A 16,200-nucleotide genomic window follows, 5' to 3' on the forward strand; every position below is an offset into this window, starting at 1 on the left:
CACGCCGGCCGAGCGGCCCGGCGTACGGCGCGTCCGCGCACGGCGGGCTGCGGATCGGCGACCGGGAGCGCGACGAGGTGACGCGGCTCCTGCACGACGCGTTCGCGCAGGGCCGCATCACCCGCGAGGAACTCGACGAGCGCCTCGACGCGACGCTCTCGGCGCGCACGGCCGAGGACCTGCGGCGGGTGACCGCCGACCTGCCCGGCGGGTGGCCGGACGACGCCTCGGACGGCGGCCGCCGGGCCGGCGACGCGCGCGCCGGTGGCCCGTGGCGCCCCGGCTTCCCGTCTCCCGGCATGCCCGGTTTCCCGGGCTCCCCCGTAGGCATGCGCCCCGGCCCGTACGGTCCGTACGGTCCCCACCGGCCCGGCGGCCCGCACTGGGCATACGGCAATTGGGGATACGGCATGGTCCCGCGGCGGCGCGGCCACCGTCCGCATCCGGCTCTGTTCCTCATCCCGGTGGCCGCGATCGTCGTCCTGGCGGCCGGTCCGATGTGGCCGCCGTTCCTGGTGCTGAAGTTCCTGCTCGTCGCCCTGGTGGTGAAGGCGGTGCTCGGCCTGGCCCACCACCGGCGTCACCACCGGCACTGGCATCCGGGTCTTGCGAAACGGAACTCCACGTGATGACTTCTCGGTAGGACCGCGTCAGCCGTCTGCCGGGGAGGAGCCGGGACACGTGCTGTTGCCACGGGTCAAGCGGAAGCACGAACCGCACCGTTTCGATGACGGAACGGTGCGCATCGGAGGCGAGATCTACGGGCTGGCCACCGAGATCAGCGATCCGACGGGTGGGGCGTGGGCCGCGCTCACCCTCATGGACGGCACCCGGTCTCCGGCGGACGTCGCCGAGGCCGTGTGCCGGCGACTGCCCGGTGTTTCCGCGCTCCAGGCGTCGCGGATCGTCGCCACCCTCATCGCGTCGGGGCATGTGGAGGACGCCTCGGCTCCGATACCGGAAGAGCTCAGCGAACGGGAGCGCGAGCGGTACGACAGGAGCCAGGCGTTCTTCCATCAGGTCGACCTCGCGCCGGGACGGCAGGGGTGGGACGCGCAGGTGCGGCTCCGGGCCGCCCGCGTCGTGGTGCTGGGCCTCGGCGGCACGGGAAGCCACGCCGCGTGGGCACTCGCCGCCTCCGGAGTGGGTCGCCTGCACTGCGTCGACGCCGACGTGGTGGAGCTGTCGAACCTGAACCGGCAGGTCCTCTACACGGAGGACGACCTCGGCCGCGCCAAGGTGGACGCGGCCGTCGGCAGGTTGCGCAGGCTGAACTCCGACATCGAGGTCACCGGCGAGCGGCGGGCGATCGGTAGCGAGGCGGACCTGCTGTCCGTCGTGACGGGCGCCGACGTCCTCGCGCTGTGCGCCGACGAGCCGAGGGAGCCCGGCATCCGGATCTGGGCCAACCGGATCTGCGCGCGGGCTGGCGTGCCGTGGGTCGGCGGCGGCTACAACGGCCCCCTCGTGACCGTGGGCGCCTTCGCCCCCGGGCGCGGCGCCTGCTACGAGTGCCTGGCCGCGGGCGAGGCGCGCCGCCGCAGGCCGGGTCTTCCGGTGGACCTCGGAGGACCGGGCGTGGTCGCCGCCTCGGCAGGCGTCTCGGGCCACCTGGTCGCCCACTCGGTGATCTCGCTCCTCACCGGGGTGCCCGAGCCCACCACCGGAACGGTCATCGGACTGAACCTCATCGCACCGGACCAGCACGTCTGGGTCCGGCATCCGCCTCGCCCGGAATGCCCGGTCTGCGGCAGCGATGCGGAAATCGACCGGGTCACAAAATGAGACTTGACCGATCATGTCTGGCATCCGAACATTTAGATGTTTTCTCGCGCGAGGTCGGCACCAACAAATCCTTAACAGAAGGTGTTCGATGACCCCTCAAGAGCAAAACCAGACCCAGCCGGAGGAAGCGGCCGAGCCGGCCGCGGCCGAGATCGCGATCCGCAGACTGGACAAGATCGAGACGACGGCCTTCAGCCAGGGGAACTCGACCTGAGGCCGGTCCGGGAGTGCCTGACGAATACCGCCCGTCACGGGCGGGAACCCAGGTGGACACATCGCAAGGCGGAGGAGGCCATAGCGGAGCTATGGGCGACGATTCCGGGCCCCGCGGAAGTTCCGAGCCTGCGAGGAATTTCCGCGGGTGGGGTCCCAATGCGTGTGGCGATTCCGGGCCCGCGAGGAATTCTCGCGAGTGGGGCGGCGATTTCTGGCGCCGCAGAAATCCCGATTCTGCGAGGAGTTCTCCGTGGTGAAGCGCGACGAGGCGCCGCCCGGGCCACGCGCGGCAGGGCGTGACCTGTCGGGCACGGGGATCGGGGCGGGCCTGTCGCCCGCCCCGGTACACCCCGTGGAACGTCCGTCATGACACCGACCAGGGTCACCCTGCACGATCTCGGCGTACGCCGGGACCGCGAGGAGTGGATCGTCGGGCGGGTGGAGACCGGCGACGTCATCGCCGTGCCCACGCAGGGCATGCGGGTCATCCGCCTGCTGCAGGAGGGGGCGACGGTCCCCGAGGTGGAGCGGCGGCTCGTCGCGGAGACCGGGACCCGGGTGAACGTGGGCGGATTCGTCGAGGGCCTGCTCCGTGCGGGATTGGTGGCGGCGGTGGACGGATGCCCGGTTCCCACGGCCGCTCCCCCGCCGCCCACCCTTCCCCGGCTGCTGCCCCGCCACGTGCGGTGGACGCTCAACCCGCTGCTGCACGCCGCCCTGGCGACCGTGATCCTGGCCGGGGCGGCGGTGGCACTGCTGCGGCCCGGCGCCGTACCCGGCTGGCGGGACCTCCTCTGGAGCGACCGCGGGACGCTGGTCCTGCTCGCGCAGTCGGCGGCCGGATGGCTGCTGATCCTCCTGCACGAGCTGGCCCATCTCTGCACGGCCCGCGCCGCCGGCGTGCCGGGGCGCGTCAGGTTCGGCACCCGGCTGCAGTTCCTCACGGCCCAGACCGAGGTGTCGGGCATCTGGCTGGCCGAGCGCCGGGTCCGGCTGACGGTCTACCTGTCCGGCATGGCGCTCGACGCCGCCGTGTGCGCGGTCTGCCTCCTGCTGACCGTGCCGGCCGGTCCGCATCCGGCCCTGTCCGTCGTCGCGATGACGGCACTGATCATGCTGTCGACCCAGTTCCTGGTGTTCATGCGCACCGATCTCTACTTCGTCCTGCAGGACGTGACGGGCTGCCGGAACCTGTACGGCGACTCCACCGCGTACGCCGCGCACCTGTGCCGCCGGGCCTTGCTGCGCCCGTCGGCCGATCCGCTCGCCCGGCTGCCGCGGACCGAGGGCCGGTGGGTCCGGGCCTACACCGCGCTGCTCGTCGCCGGGACCGCGCTGTGCCTCTGCCTCGCCGCCGCGGTGACGGTTCCCGCGACCGTGGGCCTGCTCGCCGGTTCCGTGCGCGCGTTGCTCGACCCGCCCGGCTGGGTCGCCGCGGCGGACGGCGTGGTCACGGTGCTGGTCGTCACCGGGTTCCACGTCCTCTGGGCCAGGACGTGGTGGCTCAGGCACGGTCCGAGGGCGCGCCGTGCCGCCGGACTGCTGAGGAGGAACCGTGATCCCGAGCGAAGTGTTCGATGACGTCAGGGCCGCGGCCGGCGAGTTCCTGGGATTGGACGCCTACCAGGCCGAGTTCGAGGAGGTCTACCGCGACGCGACGGAGGTGGTGTGGAAGCTGGAGCGCGCCCAGCACTTCCACGAGCCCGCCGTGCCGAGCTGGCGGGCCGCCGACGCGGGCGACTGGGCGCGGGCCGTCGAGCTCATCGAGGAGATGCGGGCCCCGCTGACCGCGATGTACCGCGAGCGGGCCCCGTTCCGGCGGCTGCGCGTCGTCGAGCTGCCCCCGACCCCGTACCTTCAGTGGGAGTCGCAGATCTTCGCCGTACGGGTGGCGGCGGGCGAGGAGATCAGGGTGCTCGCGGCTTCGGCGGTGGCGCCGCTGGAGACCCGGGCGCCGCTGCCCGAACTGGTGGTCTTCGGCCCGGACCTGCTGTACGAGGTCCGCTACGACGAGATCGGGGCCGCCGTCGGCGCCCGCCGGATCACCGATCCCGGCGTCGTCTCCCCCTGCCTGTCCGCCCTGGTCTCCCTGTACGGCGAGGGCGAGGACCTGCTGCCCTTCTTCGAACGCGAGGTGGCCCCGCTGCCGCCTCCGCCCAGCCTGTCGGAGAAGCCTGCCCGAATTGGGCCTTGACCCGAGATCGGGAGCGGCCAACGATCGACATGTCGCCCTCGGGGGAGAGTCTGCGGCCACGCCGACGAACGGAGGGTGAGATGAAGCCGGCCGAGCCAGAACCCGAGGTGGTGCAGGAGACCGAAGGAACGGCGCGGACGAGGCAGATCGTGATCAGGTTGCTGGACGCCACGGAGACGGCCGTGTGCAGCAACTCGACGGGGAACTGACTCACCAGACGTCCGCGGAAGACCCACGCGCGCCACGCTTCCAGATCCGGGCCGGAGCCGGGCGCGCTCCGACCAGCGATTCGGCTTCGGCCGAAGGAGGCTCCATGCCCGGAGAAGCGTTCGAGCACGTCAGACAGGCCGCGGGAGAGATCCTTCCCGCGGCGGAGTACCGGACCGAGCTCTACGACCACCTGAGCCGGATCGAGGGCGTGGTGTGGAAGCTGGAACGCGCCCAGCACTTCCACGAGCCCGACACCCCGAGCTGGGTCGCCATGATGAGCGGAGACTGGGACCGGTCGCTCGCGCTGATGGACGAGATGCGCTTCGCCGACGACCTGCCGCCCCGGGCGGAGCTGCGCCGGCTGCGGATCGTCGAGATGCCGCCGACGCCGTACCTGCAGTGGGAGATCGTCCTGCTCGCGGCGCGCACGCGGGCGGGCGAGCGGGCACGGGCGCTGCACGCCCGCTCCGTACGCCACCTGGAGAGCCGCGCGCCGCTGCCCGAGCTGCTGATCCTCAACCCGGACCTGATGTACGAGGTCCTCTACGACGAGATCGGCGCCCACGTCGGCGGGCGGCGGATCACCGACACCCGGGTCGTCGAGGGCTGCGCCCGAGCCGTCGCCGAACTGTACGCCGACGCCGAGGACATGGTGGCCTTCCACGACCGCGAGGTGGCGCACCTGCCGCCGCCGGTCGCCCGGCGGATCCTGTCCCGCCCCGGTCATCCCTGAGACGCGCCCGCCCCGGCCGGCGGGACAGGGCTCAGGCCCCGTCCCGCCCGTGCTCCTCAAGCACCCCGCGCAGGGTGGCGAGCGTCGCGGCGGTCCGGGCGAGGTCGGCGGCCGGAACGGCGGCGGTGCGGGCGGCCAGCTCGTCCTCGAAGGCCGGGCGGGCCGCGGCCAGGAGCCGGGCGCCCTCCGGCGTGAGGCTGAGGACGGAGGACCGCCGGTCCTCCGGATGCGCCGCGCGCACGCACAAGCCCGCGTTCTCGAGCCGGTCGACGGCCTTGCTCACGGCTCCGACGGTGATGCCCACCTCGCGCGCGATGTCGAGCACCCGGCACCCGGGACGGCCGTCGATGATCTCCAGGAACTCGAACGTACCCAGGCCGATGCCGTGCTCGGCGCGCAGCCGGTCGCTCACCGCGTTGTACAGCCGGGTCTCGACGCGGACGAGATCGGTGAACAGGCGAGTGATGTCGGTCACATTCACGGGCCCATTCGATTCCAAGGAATCATCTTCCGTGGAATCGGGTTGACGGTCACATGTGCATTCCACGGAATGCATCCTCTCACCCTCGACATCATGGAGGTCCGGATGACCCGCCGGCAGCGCGAGGCCGTCGACGCCCTGCACCGCAACGCCCCCGTCCACCCGAACCCGACCCTGGCGGAGCAACGCGCCGGATTCGCCGGCGCACTCTCCCGGCCCCTGCCCGACGGTGTCGCCGTGCACGAGACGGTGCTCGCCGGCCGTCCCGCGCTCGACCTGACCCCGGCCACCGCCACCGGCCGTGGGCGGCTGCTCCATTTCCACGGTGGCGGTTACGTCCTGGGGTCGCCCGGCACGCACGCGGGATTCACCGCCCAGCTGGCGCGCCGTGCCCGGCTGCGGGCGACGTCCCTGGACTACCGGCTGGCCCCCGAGCATCCTTTCCCCGCCGCGGTGGACGACGGCCTCGCCGCCTACCGGGCGCTGCTCGACGAGGGGGTGCGACCGGAGGAACTGGTGCTCGCCGGGGACTCCGCGGGCGGCGGGCTGGCCGTCGCCACCCTGGTCGCGGCCCGCGACGCCGGCCTGCCGCAGCCGGCGGGCGCCGTCGTCTTCTCTCCGTGGGTCGACCTGACGCTCGGCGGGCAGAGCATGCGCACGAAGAAGGACGCCGACCCGATCTTCACCCGCGAGGCGATCCAGGCGTTCGCCACCCCCTACCTGGCCGGTCAGGATCCCGCTCAGCCGCTGGCGAGCCCCGTGTTCGCCGACCTGCGGGGCCTGCCCCCGCTGCTGGTGCAGGCCGGCTCGAACGAACTCCTGCTGGACGACGCCGTCCGGCTCGCCGGGCGCGCGGCCGCGGACGAGGTGGAGGTCACGCTGCGGGTGTGGCCGCAGGTGCCGCACGTCTTCCAGAACCACTTCGGCCACCTCGACGAGGCCGACGAGGCGCTCGACGAGGCCGCCCGCTTCCTGGCCACCCGGGTGCGGGCGGGGCACGAGGCCGAGGATCCGGAAGCGGACCGTCCCTGATCGCCGCGGCCGGTCCCGTCAGGCACGCGGCGGGCGCAGGCGGGCCATCTCGGCCGCGATGGCCTCCAGCCTCCAGTGGGCGTTCAGCCCGCTGGGGTTGGGCAGCACCCACAGCGCCGTCCCGCCGACCGTCTCCTCCTGCGGGCCGATCCGGGCGGCGGGGCGGGCGAAGGCGACGCGGTAGGCCGACACCCCCGCTATCGCCAGGACCCGGGGGCGGAAGTCCGCGACCAGCCGCGCGAGCCGCGCGCCGCCCTCGCGGAGCTCCTCCGGGGCCAGCTCGTCGGCCCGGGCGGTCGCCCGGGCCACGATGTTGGTGATGCCCAGCCCGTACGACGGGAGCAGGTGCTGCTCGGACGGCGTGAGCCTGCGCGGCACGAGACCGGACAGGTGCAGCGCGGGCCAGAACCGGTTGCCCGGCCGCGCGAAGTGGTGGCCGGTCGCGGCCGAGTAGAGGCTGGGGTTGATCCCGCAGAACAGCACGTCGAGCCCGGGGCCGAGCACGTCCTCGATCGTCGCGTTCCTGGCCGCCTCGAGGTCGGCCTTGGTGGGGGCCATGCCGCGATGCTAGTGCCCCTCCCGCTCCTGGCCGCATTCCGGACGGCGCCGGTGCACAGGTGGGTCAACCGGAAGGTGCGTCGGCCGGGGATCAGACGGCGAAGAGCAGGGCGGCGCTGACCAGGACGATCACGGCGGTCGCGAAGTGGACGCCGAACGCGACCGCCCGGGTGCCGCCGTTGCGCAGCACGATCAGGGTGTCGCCCAGGGGCAGCAGGGCGACGATCAGCATGTACCAGGCCTCGGCGCGGGCGCCGGCGAAGGCCAGCAAGGCCAGGCCCAGCAGGCCGTAGCCCCCGTCACGCAGGCCCTTGATCGTCAGGTAGGCGACGTCGCCGTCCTTCTTCGCCGGCACGCCGTAGCCGGCGGCCGCCGCGTGGGGCACGAGCAGGAAACGGGCTCCGATGAACAGGACGAACAGGTTGAGGACGACGGCGAGGCCGTACGCGATGGGGGTGAGCATGTCTCTCTCCGAGAACTAGCAGCGCTAGGAACGAGAATGACGCTAGCAGAGCATTGCGATAAACGCTAGCGCTGCTAGAGTTCCCAGCATGTCGATCCAGTCACGCAGGGAACGCGAGCGCGCCGAGCGGGAGAAGCTGATCATCACGGCGGCCCGCGAGCTGGCCGAGGCCGAGGGCTGGGAAGCGGTCACGACCCGGCGGCTGGCCGAGCGGGTCGAGTACAGCCAGCCGGTGCTCTACAGCCACTTCAAGGGCAAGGACGCGATCATGGCGGCCGTCGCCGTGGAGGGCTGCGCCGACCTGGCCGAGGAGTTGCGTGCGGCCCGGACCGCGGCGCCGGACGCCCGCCGCGCCATCGCCGCCGTCAGCGCGGCCTACGTGGCCTTCGCCGACCGGCACCCGGCCCTCTACGACGTGATCTTCAGCCTGGCCGTCCCCCTGCCGTTCGCCACCCCCGAGGCCCCGCCCGCTCTGCAGGCGGCCTTCGGCGAGCTGGCCGAGGCCGTTCGGCCGCACGCGGGCGGCGACGATCTGGGCGCGCTGACCGAGACCTTCTGGGCCGCCCTGCACGGCCTGGTGACCCTCATGCGCGGCGGCCGACTCCCGCGCGAGCACCACGACCACAGGCTCGCGCTGCTCCTGGCCCGTTTCACGGGCTGAGCCCGGCCCCGGACGAGCGCCGGAGGCCCGAGGCGGTCGCCGCGAGCCCACACCGCGAGCCCACACCGCGAGCCCAGACCGCGAGCCCACGCCGCGAGCCCGGACCGCGAGCCCGGACCGGAGCCCCGGCGGAGAGGCCGGAGGCTCAGCGGAAAGGCCGCGCCATCTCGTCGAGGGCCTGCTGCATGATCTGGGAGAGCGGGCGGGCCTCCTGCTCCTCGATCCAGACGTGCGTCGCGATGCGCAACGCGACGAGGAAGGCGGCGGCCATGATCCGGCACTTCAGTTCGGCGGCCGGCTCTCCCGCCCCGTCGCGGTCGGAGATCGCCTGGACCAGTTCCCGTTCGAGTGCGGCGTGGTTGGCGAGCTGCCGGGCGAGCAGGGACGGGTGGCGCTTGGTGAGGGAGGTGCGCACCGCCCACTCCCGGTCGGGCTCGCCCACATCCTCCAGCTCGTCGCGGACGGCGCCGCGCAGCGCCTGCCACCCCGACTCCTCCGCCGGCCGTTCGCGGATCGCCCGTACCAGGGACCGTACGCGCTCCTCCTCGCCGTACAGGAGGGCGTCCTCCTTGCTGCCGAAGTAGTTGGAGAAGGTCCGGCGCGAGATGTTGGCGGCCTCCACGATGTCGTCGACGGTGACGTGGTCCAGCCCGCGTTCCACGGCGAGCCGCAGCGTGGCCTTGTGGATGGCCTGCCGCGTCTCGCTCTTCTTACGCTCGCGCAATCCCGCCGTCGTCTCCATGGTGGACTCAGCTTAGCCGCTGAAACATTGCCCACTGCGCAAAGTTGCTCAGTGGGCATGTAATCTGAGGGCAGTTGTCCTCACCCATCCGATTGGAGGCTGCGCGTGAGCGCACCCACGCTGCCGGAGACGGGGGCCAAGAGCCACCGGCAGATACTCGAAGCGCTGAGCGGCCTGCTCCTCGTCCTGTTCCTCGCGATGATCAGCAGCACGGTCGTGTCCGTCTCGCTGCCCCAGATCATCGGCTCGCTCAACGGCACCCAGTCGCAGTACACCTGGGTGGTCACCGCGGCCCTGCTCACCACGACCGCCTCGACCCCGATCTGGGGCAAGCTCGCCGACCTGTTCAGCAAGAAGCTGCTGCTCGAGATCGCCATCGGCATCTTCCTGGTCGCCTCGCTGGCCTGCGGCTTCGCCCAGAACACGCCGATGCTGATCGCCTTCCGCGCGGTCCAGGGCCTGGGCATGGGCGCGCTGCAGATCCTGGTGCAGGTGATCATCGCCGCCATGATCAGCCCGAAGGAGCGCGGCAAGTACAACGGTTACCTCGGCGCGGTCATGGCCGTGGCCACGGTCGGCGGACCGCTGCTGGGCGGTCTGATCACCGACACGTCCTGGCTGGGCTGGCGGTGGTGCTTCTTCCTGCCGATCCCGTTCACCGCGCTCGCGCTGATCGTCCTGCACCGTACGCTCGACATCGCCTCGGTCCGCCGTCCGGGCACGTCGGTCGACTACCCCGGCGCGCTCCTCATCGCCGCCGGCGTGAGCATCCTGCTCGTCTGGGTCACCTTCGTCCGCAACTCCTTCGACTGGATCTCCTGGCAGACCTTCGCCATGGTCGGCGCCTCGGTCGTGCTGCTGGGCATCGCCGTCTGGGTGGAGTCCGTGGTCCGCGAGCCGGTCGTCCCGCTGCACGTCATCCGGCGGCGCACCCCGGCCCTCGCGATCCTGGCCAGCCTGGCCGTCGGCATGGCCATGTTCGGCGGCGCGGTCTTCCTCGGCCAGTACTTCCAGATCGGCCGCGGCTACTCCCCCACCGAGGCGGGCCTGCTCACGATCCCGATGATGCTCGGCGTCCTCGTGTCGTCCACGGTCTCGGGGCGGATGGTGTCCCGCAGCGGGCGGGTCAAGCCGTACATCCTCGTCGGCTCGATCGTGCTCACGCTCGGCTTCCTGGCCCTGTCCACCATCGACCACGACACCTCGCTGGTCATCGTCGGAGCCGGGATGCTGGTGGTCGGCGCCGGCGTCGGCATGTCCATGCAGAACCTCGTCCTGGCCGTGCAGAACACCGTCCCGCTGCGCGAGCTGGGCGCGGCCAGCGGCGCCATCACGTTCTTCCGTTCGCTGGGCGGCACGATCGGCGTCTCGGTCCTGGGAGCGGTGCTGGCCAACCAGGTCACCGAGAACATCGCCACCGGCATGGCCAAGGCCGGCATCCGGGTGCCCGCGTCCCAGAGCAGCGGCGGCGGCAGCCTCAACATGGGGGCGCTGCCCGAGCCGATCCGCACGATCGTGCGCGCCGCCTACGGCGACGCCACCGGCCACATCTTCCTGATCTCGGCCTGCATCGCGGTCGTCGGCATCCTCGCCGTGCTGTTCCTCCCGCAGGTGCGGCTGCGCGACAGCGTGGACCTGGCCGAGCCGGCCCCCGCCGGAGCGGACGCGCCCGCCGCGGCCGAGTCCCGCTGAGCCCTGCCTTCTGAACCCTGCCCCCTGAGCCCGGTCCCCGGGTACGGCTCCCGTGCGTGAGCGGGAGGCCGTGCCCGGGGGCCGTCCGGTCTCAAAGGCGGGGATCGACCGGCTCGGACTCCAGCGCGAGGACGGCGAAGACCGCCTCGTGGATCCGCCACAGCGGCTCACCCTCGGCCAGGCGCGTCAGCGCCTCCAGGCCGAGCGCGTGCTCCCGCAGCGCGAGGGACCGCTTCCTGCCGGTGAACCTGCGCCGCAGCACGTCGAGCGACTCGGTGTAGTCGGGCCCGTAGATGATCCGCAGGTACTCCCTGCCGCGCACCTTCACGCCCGGCTGCACCCGTCCCTCCTGGTGCGCGGCCGGTTTGACCACCATGCCCTCGCCCCCGGCCTCGGTCAGCGCCGTCCACCACGCGACCGCCGCCTCCCGCTCCTCCGGCGAGTCGAGGGAGACGAAGACGTGGCGGGTCGGCGTGACGAGCGGCGAGTCCATCAGGCCGAGCGTCTTCAGGTGCCACTCGTGCGGCTCCTCCACCGCCGTCGCCCTGCCCTCGCAGGCGAGGACCTGGAACGGCGCGAGCCGTACGCCGTCGAGGCCCGAGACCGGCCAGCAGTAACGGGCATAGGCGTCGCGGAACCGGGCAGCGTTGTGGGCACGGCGGCGGGTGCGGTCGAGCAGAGCGCCTACATCCAGGCCACGTCCCGCCGCCGACTCCAGCGCCGCGACCGCCTCGGGCAGCGCCACCCGGGCGGCCGCACCCACCGAGGCGTACTGGTCGCGGATCAGTCCCTCCGCCTTGGCCGACCACGGCAGCAGCTCGCAGTCGAGCACCACCCAGTCGGTCTCCAGCGCCTCCCACAGCGGCGCGGCCGCCTCGCGCAGCCGGTCCACCAGCTCCGGCACGCGCTCGTCGAAGAAGGGCCGCCCGGTGCGGGTGTAGACGCTGCCCGTCGTGCCGTCGGCGACGCCGAAGCGGCGGGCCGCGGCCTCCGGCGTCCGCGCCAGCACAGCGATCGCCCGCGAGCCCATGTGCTTCTCCTCGCACACCACCCGGGTCACCCCCGCCCGGGCGAACTCGTCGAACGCCTCGGCCGGGTGCTCCAGGTAGCCCTCCAGCGCGGAGGTCTCCGAGGGGGCCATGGTCGGCGGCAGGTAGACCAGCCAGCGGGGGTCCACGGCGAACCGGCTCATGATCTCAAGCGCGGCGCGGGAGTTCTCCTCCGCGATCCTGATCCTGCCGCCGAACCGCGTCTCCACGAAGCGGGTGCCGTCCACGTCGCCGATGTCCAGCAGGCCGGGGTCGCGGGCGGGGGCGGCCGCGGCCAGCGGCCGCACTGGCTCGTACCAGACCTTCTCCGCCGGGACCGAGACGAGCTCGCGCTCGGGGTAGCGGAGGGCGGTCAGCCGCCCGCCGAAGACCACGCCGGTGTCGAGGCAGATCGTGTTGTTGACCCACTCCGGCTCGGGCACCGGGGTGTGGCCGTAGACGACCATGGCACGCCCCCGATAGTCGTTCGCCCAGGGGTAGCGCACCGGCAGGCCGTACTCGTCGGTCTCCCCGGTCGTGTCGCCGTACAGGGCGAACGCCCGCACCCGCCCGGAGGCCCGCCCGTGGTAGGCCTCCTTGAGCCCGGCGTGCGCGACCACCAGCCTGCCGCCGTCGAGGCGGTAGTGGCTGATGAGACCGTCCATGAACGTCCTGGCCGCCGCGCGGAACTCCTCCGGCTCGGCGTCGAGCTGCTCCAGCGACCGCTCCAGGCCGTGGGCGACCCGCACCTTGCGGCCGTCGAGGGCCCGCACCAGCTTCTGCTCGTGGTTGCCGCACACGCACAGCGCGGTTCCGGCCTCGACCATGCTCATGACGAGCCGCAGCACGCCCGGCGTGTCCGGGCCGCGATCGACCAGGTCGCCGACGAAGACGCCGTACGCCCCTCGGGGTGGACGGCGCCGTCCGGCCCGACCTCCCAGCCGAGCTTCACCAGCAGGGACTCCAGCTCGGCCCGGCAGCCGTGCACGTCGCCGATGATGTCGAACGGCCCGGTGAGGTGGGTCTTGTCGGTCCACGCCTTCTCGTACGTGATGGTCACGTCGTCGATCTCGTCGCCGCGCAGCACGTGGACCCGGCGGAAGCCGTCCCTGGTGATCTTGCCGAGCGACCGGCGCAGCTCCTTGCGCTGCCGGGTGATCACGTGGGGGCCGAAGGCCCGGTCGGGGCGGGCCGCGTTGCGGGCGCGCGCCACCTCCTCCGGCACGTCGAGCACGATCGCGTCGGCCAGCACGTCGTGCGATCTGGCCAGCTCGATGAGCTTCTTGCGGGCCTCCCACTGCACGTTGGTCGCGTCCACCACCGTGAGCAGCCCGCGCCGCAGGCGGATGCCCACGATGTGGTGGAGCAGGTCGAACGCCTCGGGCGTGGCCGTCTGGTCGTTCTCGTCGTCGGCGACCAGGCCGCGGCAGAAGTCGGACGAGACGACCTGTGTGGGCGCGAAGTGCCGGGCCGCGAACGTCGACTTGCCGCTCCCGGAGATGCCGACGAGCACCACCAGCGACAGCTCCGGCACGCTGATCTCGGTCACGGCCGCTCCTCCCTCCTGCTGAAGACCGCCATCTGGGTGGGCGGGCCGACCTCGGGGTCGTCCTCGCCGACCGGCCGCAGATCGGCGGCGTAGCCGTACGTCTCGCACACGCCCTGCACCCACCGGGCGAACTCCGCCCGGCTCCACTCGAACCGGTGGTCGGGGTGGCGGCGGGCCCCCGCGAGCAGCTCGTACCTGACGTTGTGCTCCACGTTGGGCGTGGTGACGATCACATGTGCGGGCCGCGCCGTGCCGAAGACCACGCGTTCGAGCGCGGGCAGCCGCGGCGGGTCCACGTGCTCGACGACCTCCATCAGCACCGCGGCGTCGTATCCGGCCAGGCGCGCGTCGGTGTACGTCAGCGAGCCCTGGAAAAGCTCCAGCCTGGCCCGCTTGGCGTCCGGCAGCCGGTCGGCGCGCAGGCGGCGCTTGGCCAGCACGAGCGCGCGGGCCGACACGTCCATGCCGGCCACCTTGGCGAAGGCCGGCCTGGCCAGCAGCGCCGACAGCAGCTGCCCCGAGCCGCAGCCGAGGTCGAGCACGGTGCGCGCGCCGACCTCCTCGAGCGCCGCCACGACGGCCTCCCGGCGCAGCGTGTTCAGCGGCACCCGCTCCTCGCCGGACCCGTCACCCGGGGTGGGCTCGGCGGCGCCGGACTCCTCCTGCCCGGCTTCGCCGGCCGGTGCGGCGAGAGCGGGGGCCTCGACGCCCGGCTCCTCCTCCACCGGCGGGTCCAGGCTCTCCTCCACGTCGTCGCCGAGCTCGGCGAGACGGGCGAAGGCGGCGCGAGTGAGCGCCCACCTCCGGCCGAGATAGCGGCGGGTGATCAGCCCCTTGTCCGGATGGCCGGCCAGCCAGCCCTCCCCCGCGCGGACGAGCTTGTCGACCTCGTCGCCCGCCAGCCAGTAGTGCTTGGCGTCGTCCAGCACGGGGAGCAGGACGTACAGGTGGTTGAGCGCGTCGGCCAGGCGCACGTCGCCCCGCAGCGCGAGCCGTACGTACCGGGACTCGCCCCATTCGGGGAAAGCGGGATCCAGCGGCACGGCCTCGGCGCCGACCTCCCAGCCCAGCGGCCCGAACAGCCGGTGCGCGAGATCGGCCCCTCCCCGGCACGGCAGCGCGGGCAGGCCGATCTCCAGCGGGATCGGCCCGTCCGCGAGGTCCTGCCGGGAGGCGCACCGCCCGGTCCGCGCCGTGCGGAACACGTCGGCGAGCGCCGACGCGAGCAGGGAGGACGCGGCGTACGGCCGGTCGTTGACGTATTGCCCGAGGGAGAAGTCGGGCGAGGACGAGCCCCGCGAACGGGCCAGCCGCACGGGGTCGACCTCCAGCAGCAGCGCCGCGGTGCACCGGTCCTCGCCCGCCTCGGGGTAGAAGACCCGCGCGGTGCCGAACGACTGCTCGAACTCCTGCACCCGATCGGGGTGCTTGTGCAGGAGGAAGCCGAGGTCCGTGGCGGGCCGCAGAGTCGTCGAGATCGTGAGGAGCACCCGGCAAAGTGTGCCGGATGCCCCCTTCGACCGGCTATGGCTTTTCCGACCTGTGGCTCAGATGTGCGGCAGCGCTCATTTCACACGTGCGGCGCTGTTTTCACACGTGCGGCAGCGCTCTTTTACACGTGCGGCAGCGCTCTTTTACACGTGCGGGAGCACCTCGGCCGCGATCAGCTCCAGGTGCTCCAGGTCGTCCAGGTCGAGGACCTGGAGGTAGAGACGCTCGGCGCCCATCTCGGCGAACCGGCCGATCTTGTCCACGATCTCCTGCGGGGTGCCCGCCAGCCCGTTGACGCGCAGCTCGTCGACCTTGCGGCCGATGTTGGCGGCCCGCCGGGCGATCTCCGCCTCGTCCCGCCCGGCGGAGACGACCTGCGCCGCCGACAGCAGGACGGTCTCCCGCCCCGCGGCGTCGCACGCCTGCCTGACCCGGTCGAAGGCCGCGGCGGTGTCCTCGGGGAGGTGGAACGGCACGTTGTACTCGTCGGCGAACCTCGCGACCAGCCGCGGCGTCCGCTTGGCGCCCCCGCCGCCGATGATGACGGGCGGCCGGGGCCGCTGCGCCGGCTTGGGCAGTCCCGGGGAGTCGGTCAGCCGGTAGTGCGCGCCCTCGAAGGAGAACGGCTTGGCCGCCGCCCACAGCCCGGTCACGATCTCGAGCTGCTCCTCCAGGCGCTCGAACCGCTCGCCGAGGGAGGGGAACGGGATCCCGTACGCCGTGTGCTCCTCCTCGAACCAGCCGGTGCCGAGACCGAGCTCCACACGGCCGCCGCTCATCTGGTCCACCTGGGCGACGCTGATCGCCAGCGGGCCAGGCAACCGGAACGTCGCGGCGCTCACCAGCGTGCCCAGCCGGATGCGCGAGGTCTCCCGGGCGAGACCGGCCAGGGTGATCCACGCGTCGGTCGGGCCCGGGTTGGGATCGCCGTCGCCCATCCGCAGGTAGTGGTCGGACCGGAAGAACGCGTCGAACCCGAGCCGCTCGGCCGCCTGCGCCACCCTGAGCAGATCGTCGTAGCTCGCCCCCTGCTGGGGTTCGGTGAAGATCCTCAATTTCATCCGTCCATTATCCCCGCCCTCGCGTCCGCGGCTTGCTAGAGTGCGAGCCGCCTGTGCGCAACGTGTTCGCATCGCAACTCAGGGTGGTGAGCGTGGACTCCGCACGTCATTCCCGTGAAGCGGGCCGCCCCCCGCGCTCCCTCGTCCTCCTGGCCTCAGCCGCGCTCGTCGCGGGCACCGGCGCGGCACTGTGGGCGCTGCCCGCCGCCCCCTCCCCGGCGGCTGGGACGCGACGCGCGGTGTCGAGCCCGGTGTCAAGCCCGGGGTCGAGCCGGGTGCCACGCCCACCCGGTGAGCGGACCCC

The 16,200-nt window shown here is 72.7% G+C and carries 17 protein-coding genes and 1 pseudogene; 10 read left to right on the top strand and 8 right to left on the bottom strand.

The genetic code is table 11. From position 1 onward, the window contains the following. The 7 genes from B1L11_RS49135 to B1L11_RS41590 all read left to right on the top strand — a co-directional run. Nucleotides 1-629 (top strand): DUF1707 domain-containing protein (locus B1L11_RS49135; RefSeq protein ID WP_256863342.1); only part of this gene is annotated, 629 nt, incomplete at its 5' end. Nucleotides 630-681: 52 nt separating this feature from the next. Next, entirely contained in the window at nt 682-1,785 is a 1,104-nt protein-coding gene (locus B1L11_RS41575) for a ThiF family adenylyltransferase (RefSeq protein ID WP_079320690.1), read from the top strand. A gap of 88 nt (nt 1,786-1,873) precedes the next feature. Then, nucleotides 1,874-1,999 carry a hypothetical protein gene (locus tag B1L11_RS53250; RefSeq protein ID WP_256863343.1) on the top strand — a complete coding sequence of 42 codons (126 nt, stop codon included), beginning with the start codon at nt 1,874-1,876 and terminating at the stop codon, nt 1,997-1,999. A gap of 368 nt (nt 2,000-2,367) precedes the next feature. Further along, complete coding sequence (locus B1L11_RS41580; RefSeq protein WP_079320691.1) at nt 2,368-3,582, top strand: hypothetical protein; 1,215 nt, start codon at nt 2,368-2,370, stop codon at nt 3,580-3,582. After that, nucleotides 3,557-4,195: a DUF6879 family protein gene (locus tag B1L11_RS41585; RefSeq protein WP_143737929.1), complete on the top strand. Its 639-nt coding sequence runs from the start codon at nt 3,557-3,559 to the stop codon at nt 4,193-4,195. The genes B1L11_RS41580 and B1L11_RS41585 overlap by 26 nt, the downstream gene beginning before the upstream one ends. A gap of 80 nt (nt 4,196-4,275) precedes the next feature. Then, entirely contained in the window at nt 4,276-4,404 is a 129-nt protein-coding gene (locus tag B1L11_RS53255) for a hypothetical protein (protein ID WP_256863344.1), read from the top strand. 104 nt (nt 4,405-4,508) lie between these two features. Continuing rightward, complete coding sequence (locus tag B1L11_RS41590; protein ID WP_079320693.1) at nt 4,509-5,138, top strand: DUF6879 family protein; 630 nt, start codon at nt 4,509-4,511, stop codon at nt 5,136-5,138. A gap of 31 nt (nt 5,139-5,169) precedes the next feature. Here the strand turns inward: B1L11_RS41590 and B1L11_RS41595 are convergent, their stop codons facing one another. Further along, entirely contained in the window at nt 5,170-5,619 is a 450-nt protein-coding gene (locus B1L11_RS41595) for a MarR family winged helix-turn-helix transcriptional regulator (protein ID WP_256863345.1), read from the bottom strand. 69 nt (nt 5,620-5,688) lie between these two features. On the opposite strand from B1L11_RS41595, the gene B1L11_RS41600 reads away from it, so the two are divergent. Then, nucleotides 5,689-6,651 carry an alpha/beta hydrolase gene (locus tag B1L11_RS41600; RefSeq protein ID WP_256863346.1) on the top strand — a complete coding sequence of 321 codons (963 nt, stop codon included), beginning with the start codon at nt 5,689-5,691 and terminating at the stop codon, nt 6,649-6,651. Between the two features lie 18 nt (nt 6,652-6,669). Here the strand turns inward: B1L11_RS41600 and mug are convergent, their stop codons facing one another. Further along, a complete protein-coding gene (gene mug / locus B1L11_RS41605; RefSeq protein ID WP_079320695.1) occupies nt 6,670-7,209 on the bottom strand; it encodes a G/U mismatch-specific DNA glycosylase in 540 nt (179 codons plus the stop codon). A gap of 91 nt (nt 7,210-7,300) precedes the next feature. Beyond that, nucleotides 7,301-7,672, bottom strand: coding sequence for a DUF4267 domain-containing protein (locus B1L11_RS41610; RefSeq protein WP_079320696.1), 372 nt, complete (start codon nt 7,670-7,672; stop codon nt 7,301-7,303). 88 nt (nt 7,673-7,760) lie between these two features. Here B1L11_RS41610 and B1L11_RS41615 point away from each other — a divergent pair, with 88 nt between their 5' ends. Continuing rightward, entirely contained in the window at nt 7,761-8,333 is a 573-nt protein-coding gene (locus tag B1L11_RS41615) for a TetR/AcrR family transcriptional regulator (protein WP_079320697.1), read from the top strand. A gap of 145 nt (nt 8,334-8,478) precedes the next feature. Here the strand turns inward: B1L11_RS41615 and B1L11_RS41620 are convergent, their stop codons facing one another. Further along, on the bottom strand, nt 8,479-9,075 hold the full coding sequence (locus tag B1L11_RS41620; RefSeq protein ID WP_079320698.1) for a TetR/AcrR family transcriptional regulator: 597 nt from the start codon (nt 9,073-9,075) through the stop codon (nt 8,479-8,481). A gap of 105 nt (nt 9,076-9,180) precedes the next feature. Between B1L11_RS41620 and B1L11_RS41625 the strand changes: the two genes are divergently transcribed. After that, a complete protein-coding gene (locus B1L11_RS41625; protein WP_256863347.1) occupies nt 9,181-10,767 on the top strand; it encodes an MDR family MFS transporter in 1,587 nt (528 codons plus the stop codon). 91 nt (nt 10,768-10,858) lie between these two features. Here the strand turns inward: B1L11_RS41625 and B1L11_RS41630 are convergent. The 4 genes and pseudogenes from B1L11_RS41630 to B1L11_RS49140 all read right to left on the bottom strand — a co-directional run. Then, nucleotides 10,859-13,344 (bottom strand): annotated as a pseudogene (locus tag B1L11_RS41630) (polynucleotide kinase-phosphatase). Continuing rightward, on the bottom strand, nt 13,341-14,834 hold the full coding sequence (locus B1L11_RS41635; RefSeq protein ID WP_079320700.1) for a 3' terminal RNA ribose 2'-O-methyltransferase Hen1: 1,494 nt from the start codon (nt 14,832-14,834) through the stop codon (nt 13,341-13,343). The pseudogene B1L11_RS41630 and the gene B1L11_RS41635 overlap by 4 nt, the downstream one beginning before the upstream one ends. A gap of 144 nt (nt 14,835-14,978) precedes the next feature. Beyond that, nucleotides 14,979-15,896 carry an LLM class F420-dependent oxidoreductase gene (locus B1L11_RS41640; RefSeq protein WP_079320701.1) on the bottom strand — a complete coding sequence of 306 codons (918 nt, stop codon included), beginning with the start codon at nt 15,894-15,896 and terminating at the stop codon, nt 14,979-14,981. 106 nt (nt 15,897-16,002) lie between these two features. Continuing rightward, the coding region (locus B1L11_RS49140; RefSeq protein WP_218671640.1) for a hypothetical protein at nt 16,003-16,200 on the bottom strand (198 nt) is incomplete at its 5' end.

It is taken from the genome of Microbispora sp. GKU 823 (assembly GCF_002027145.1).
GTDB classification, from domain to species: Bacteria; Actinomycetota; Actinomycetes; order Streptosporangiales; family Streptosporangiaceae; genus Microbispora; species Microbispora siamensis.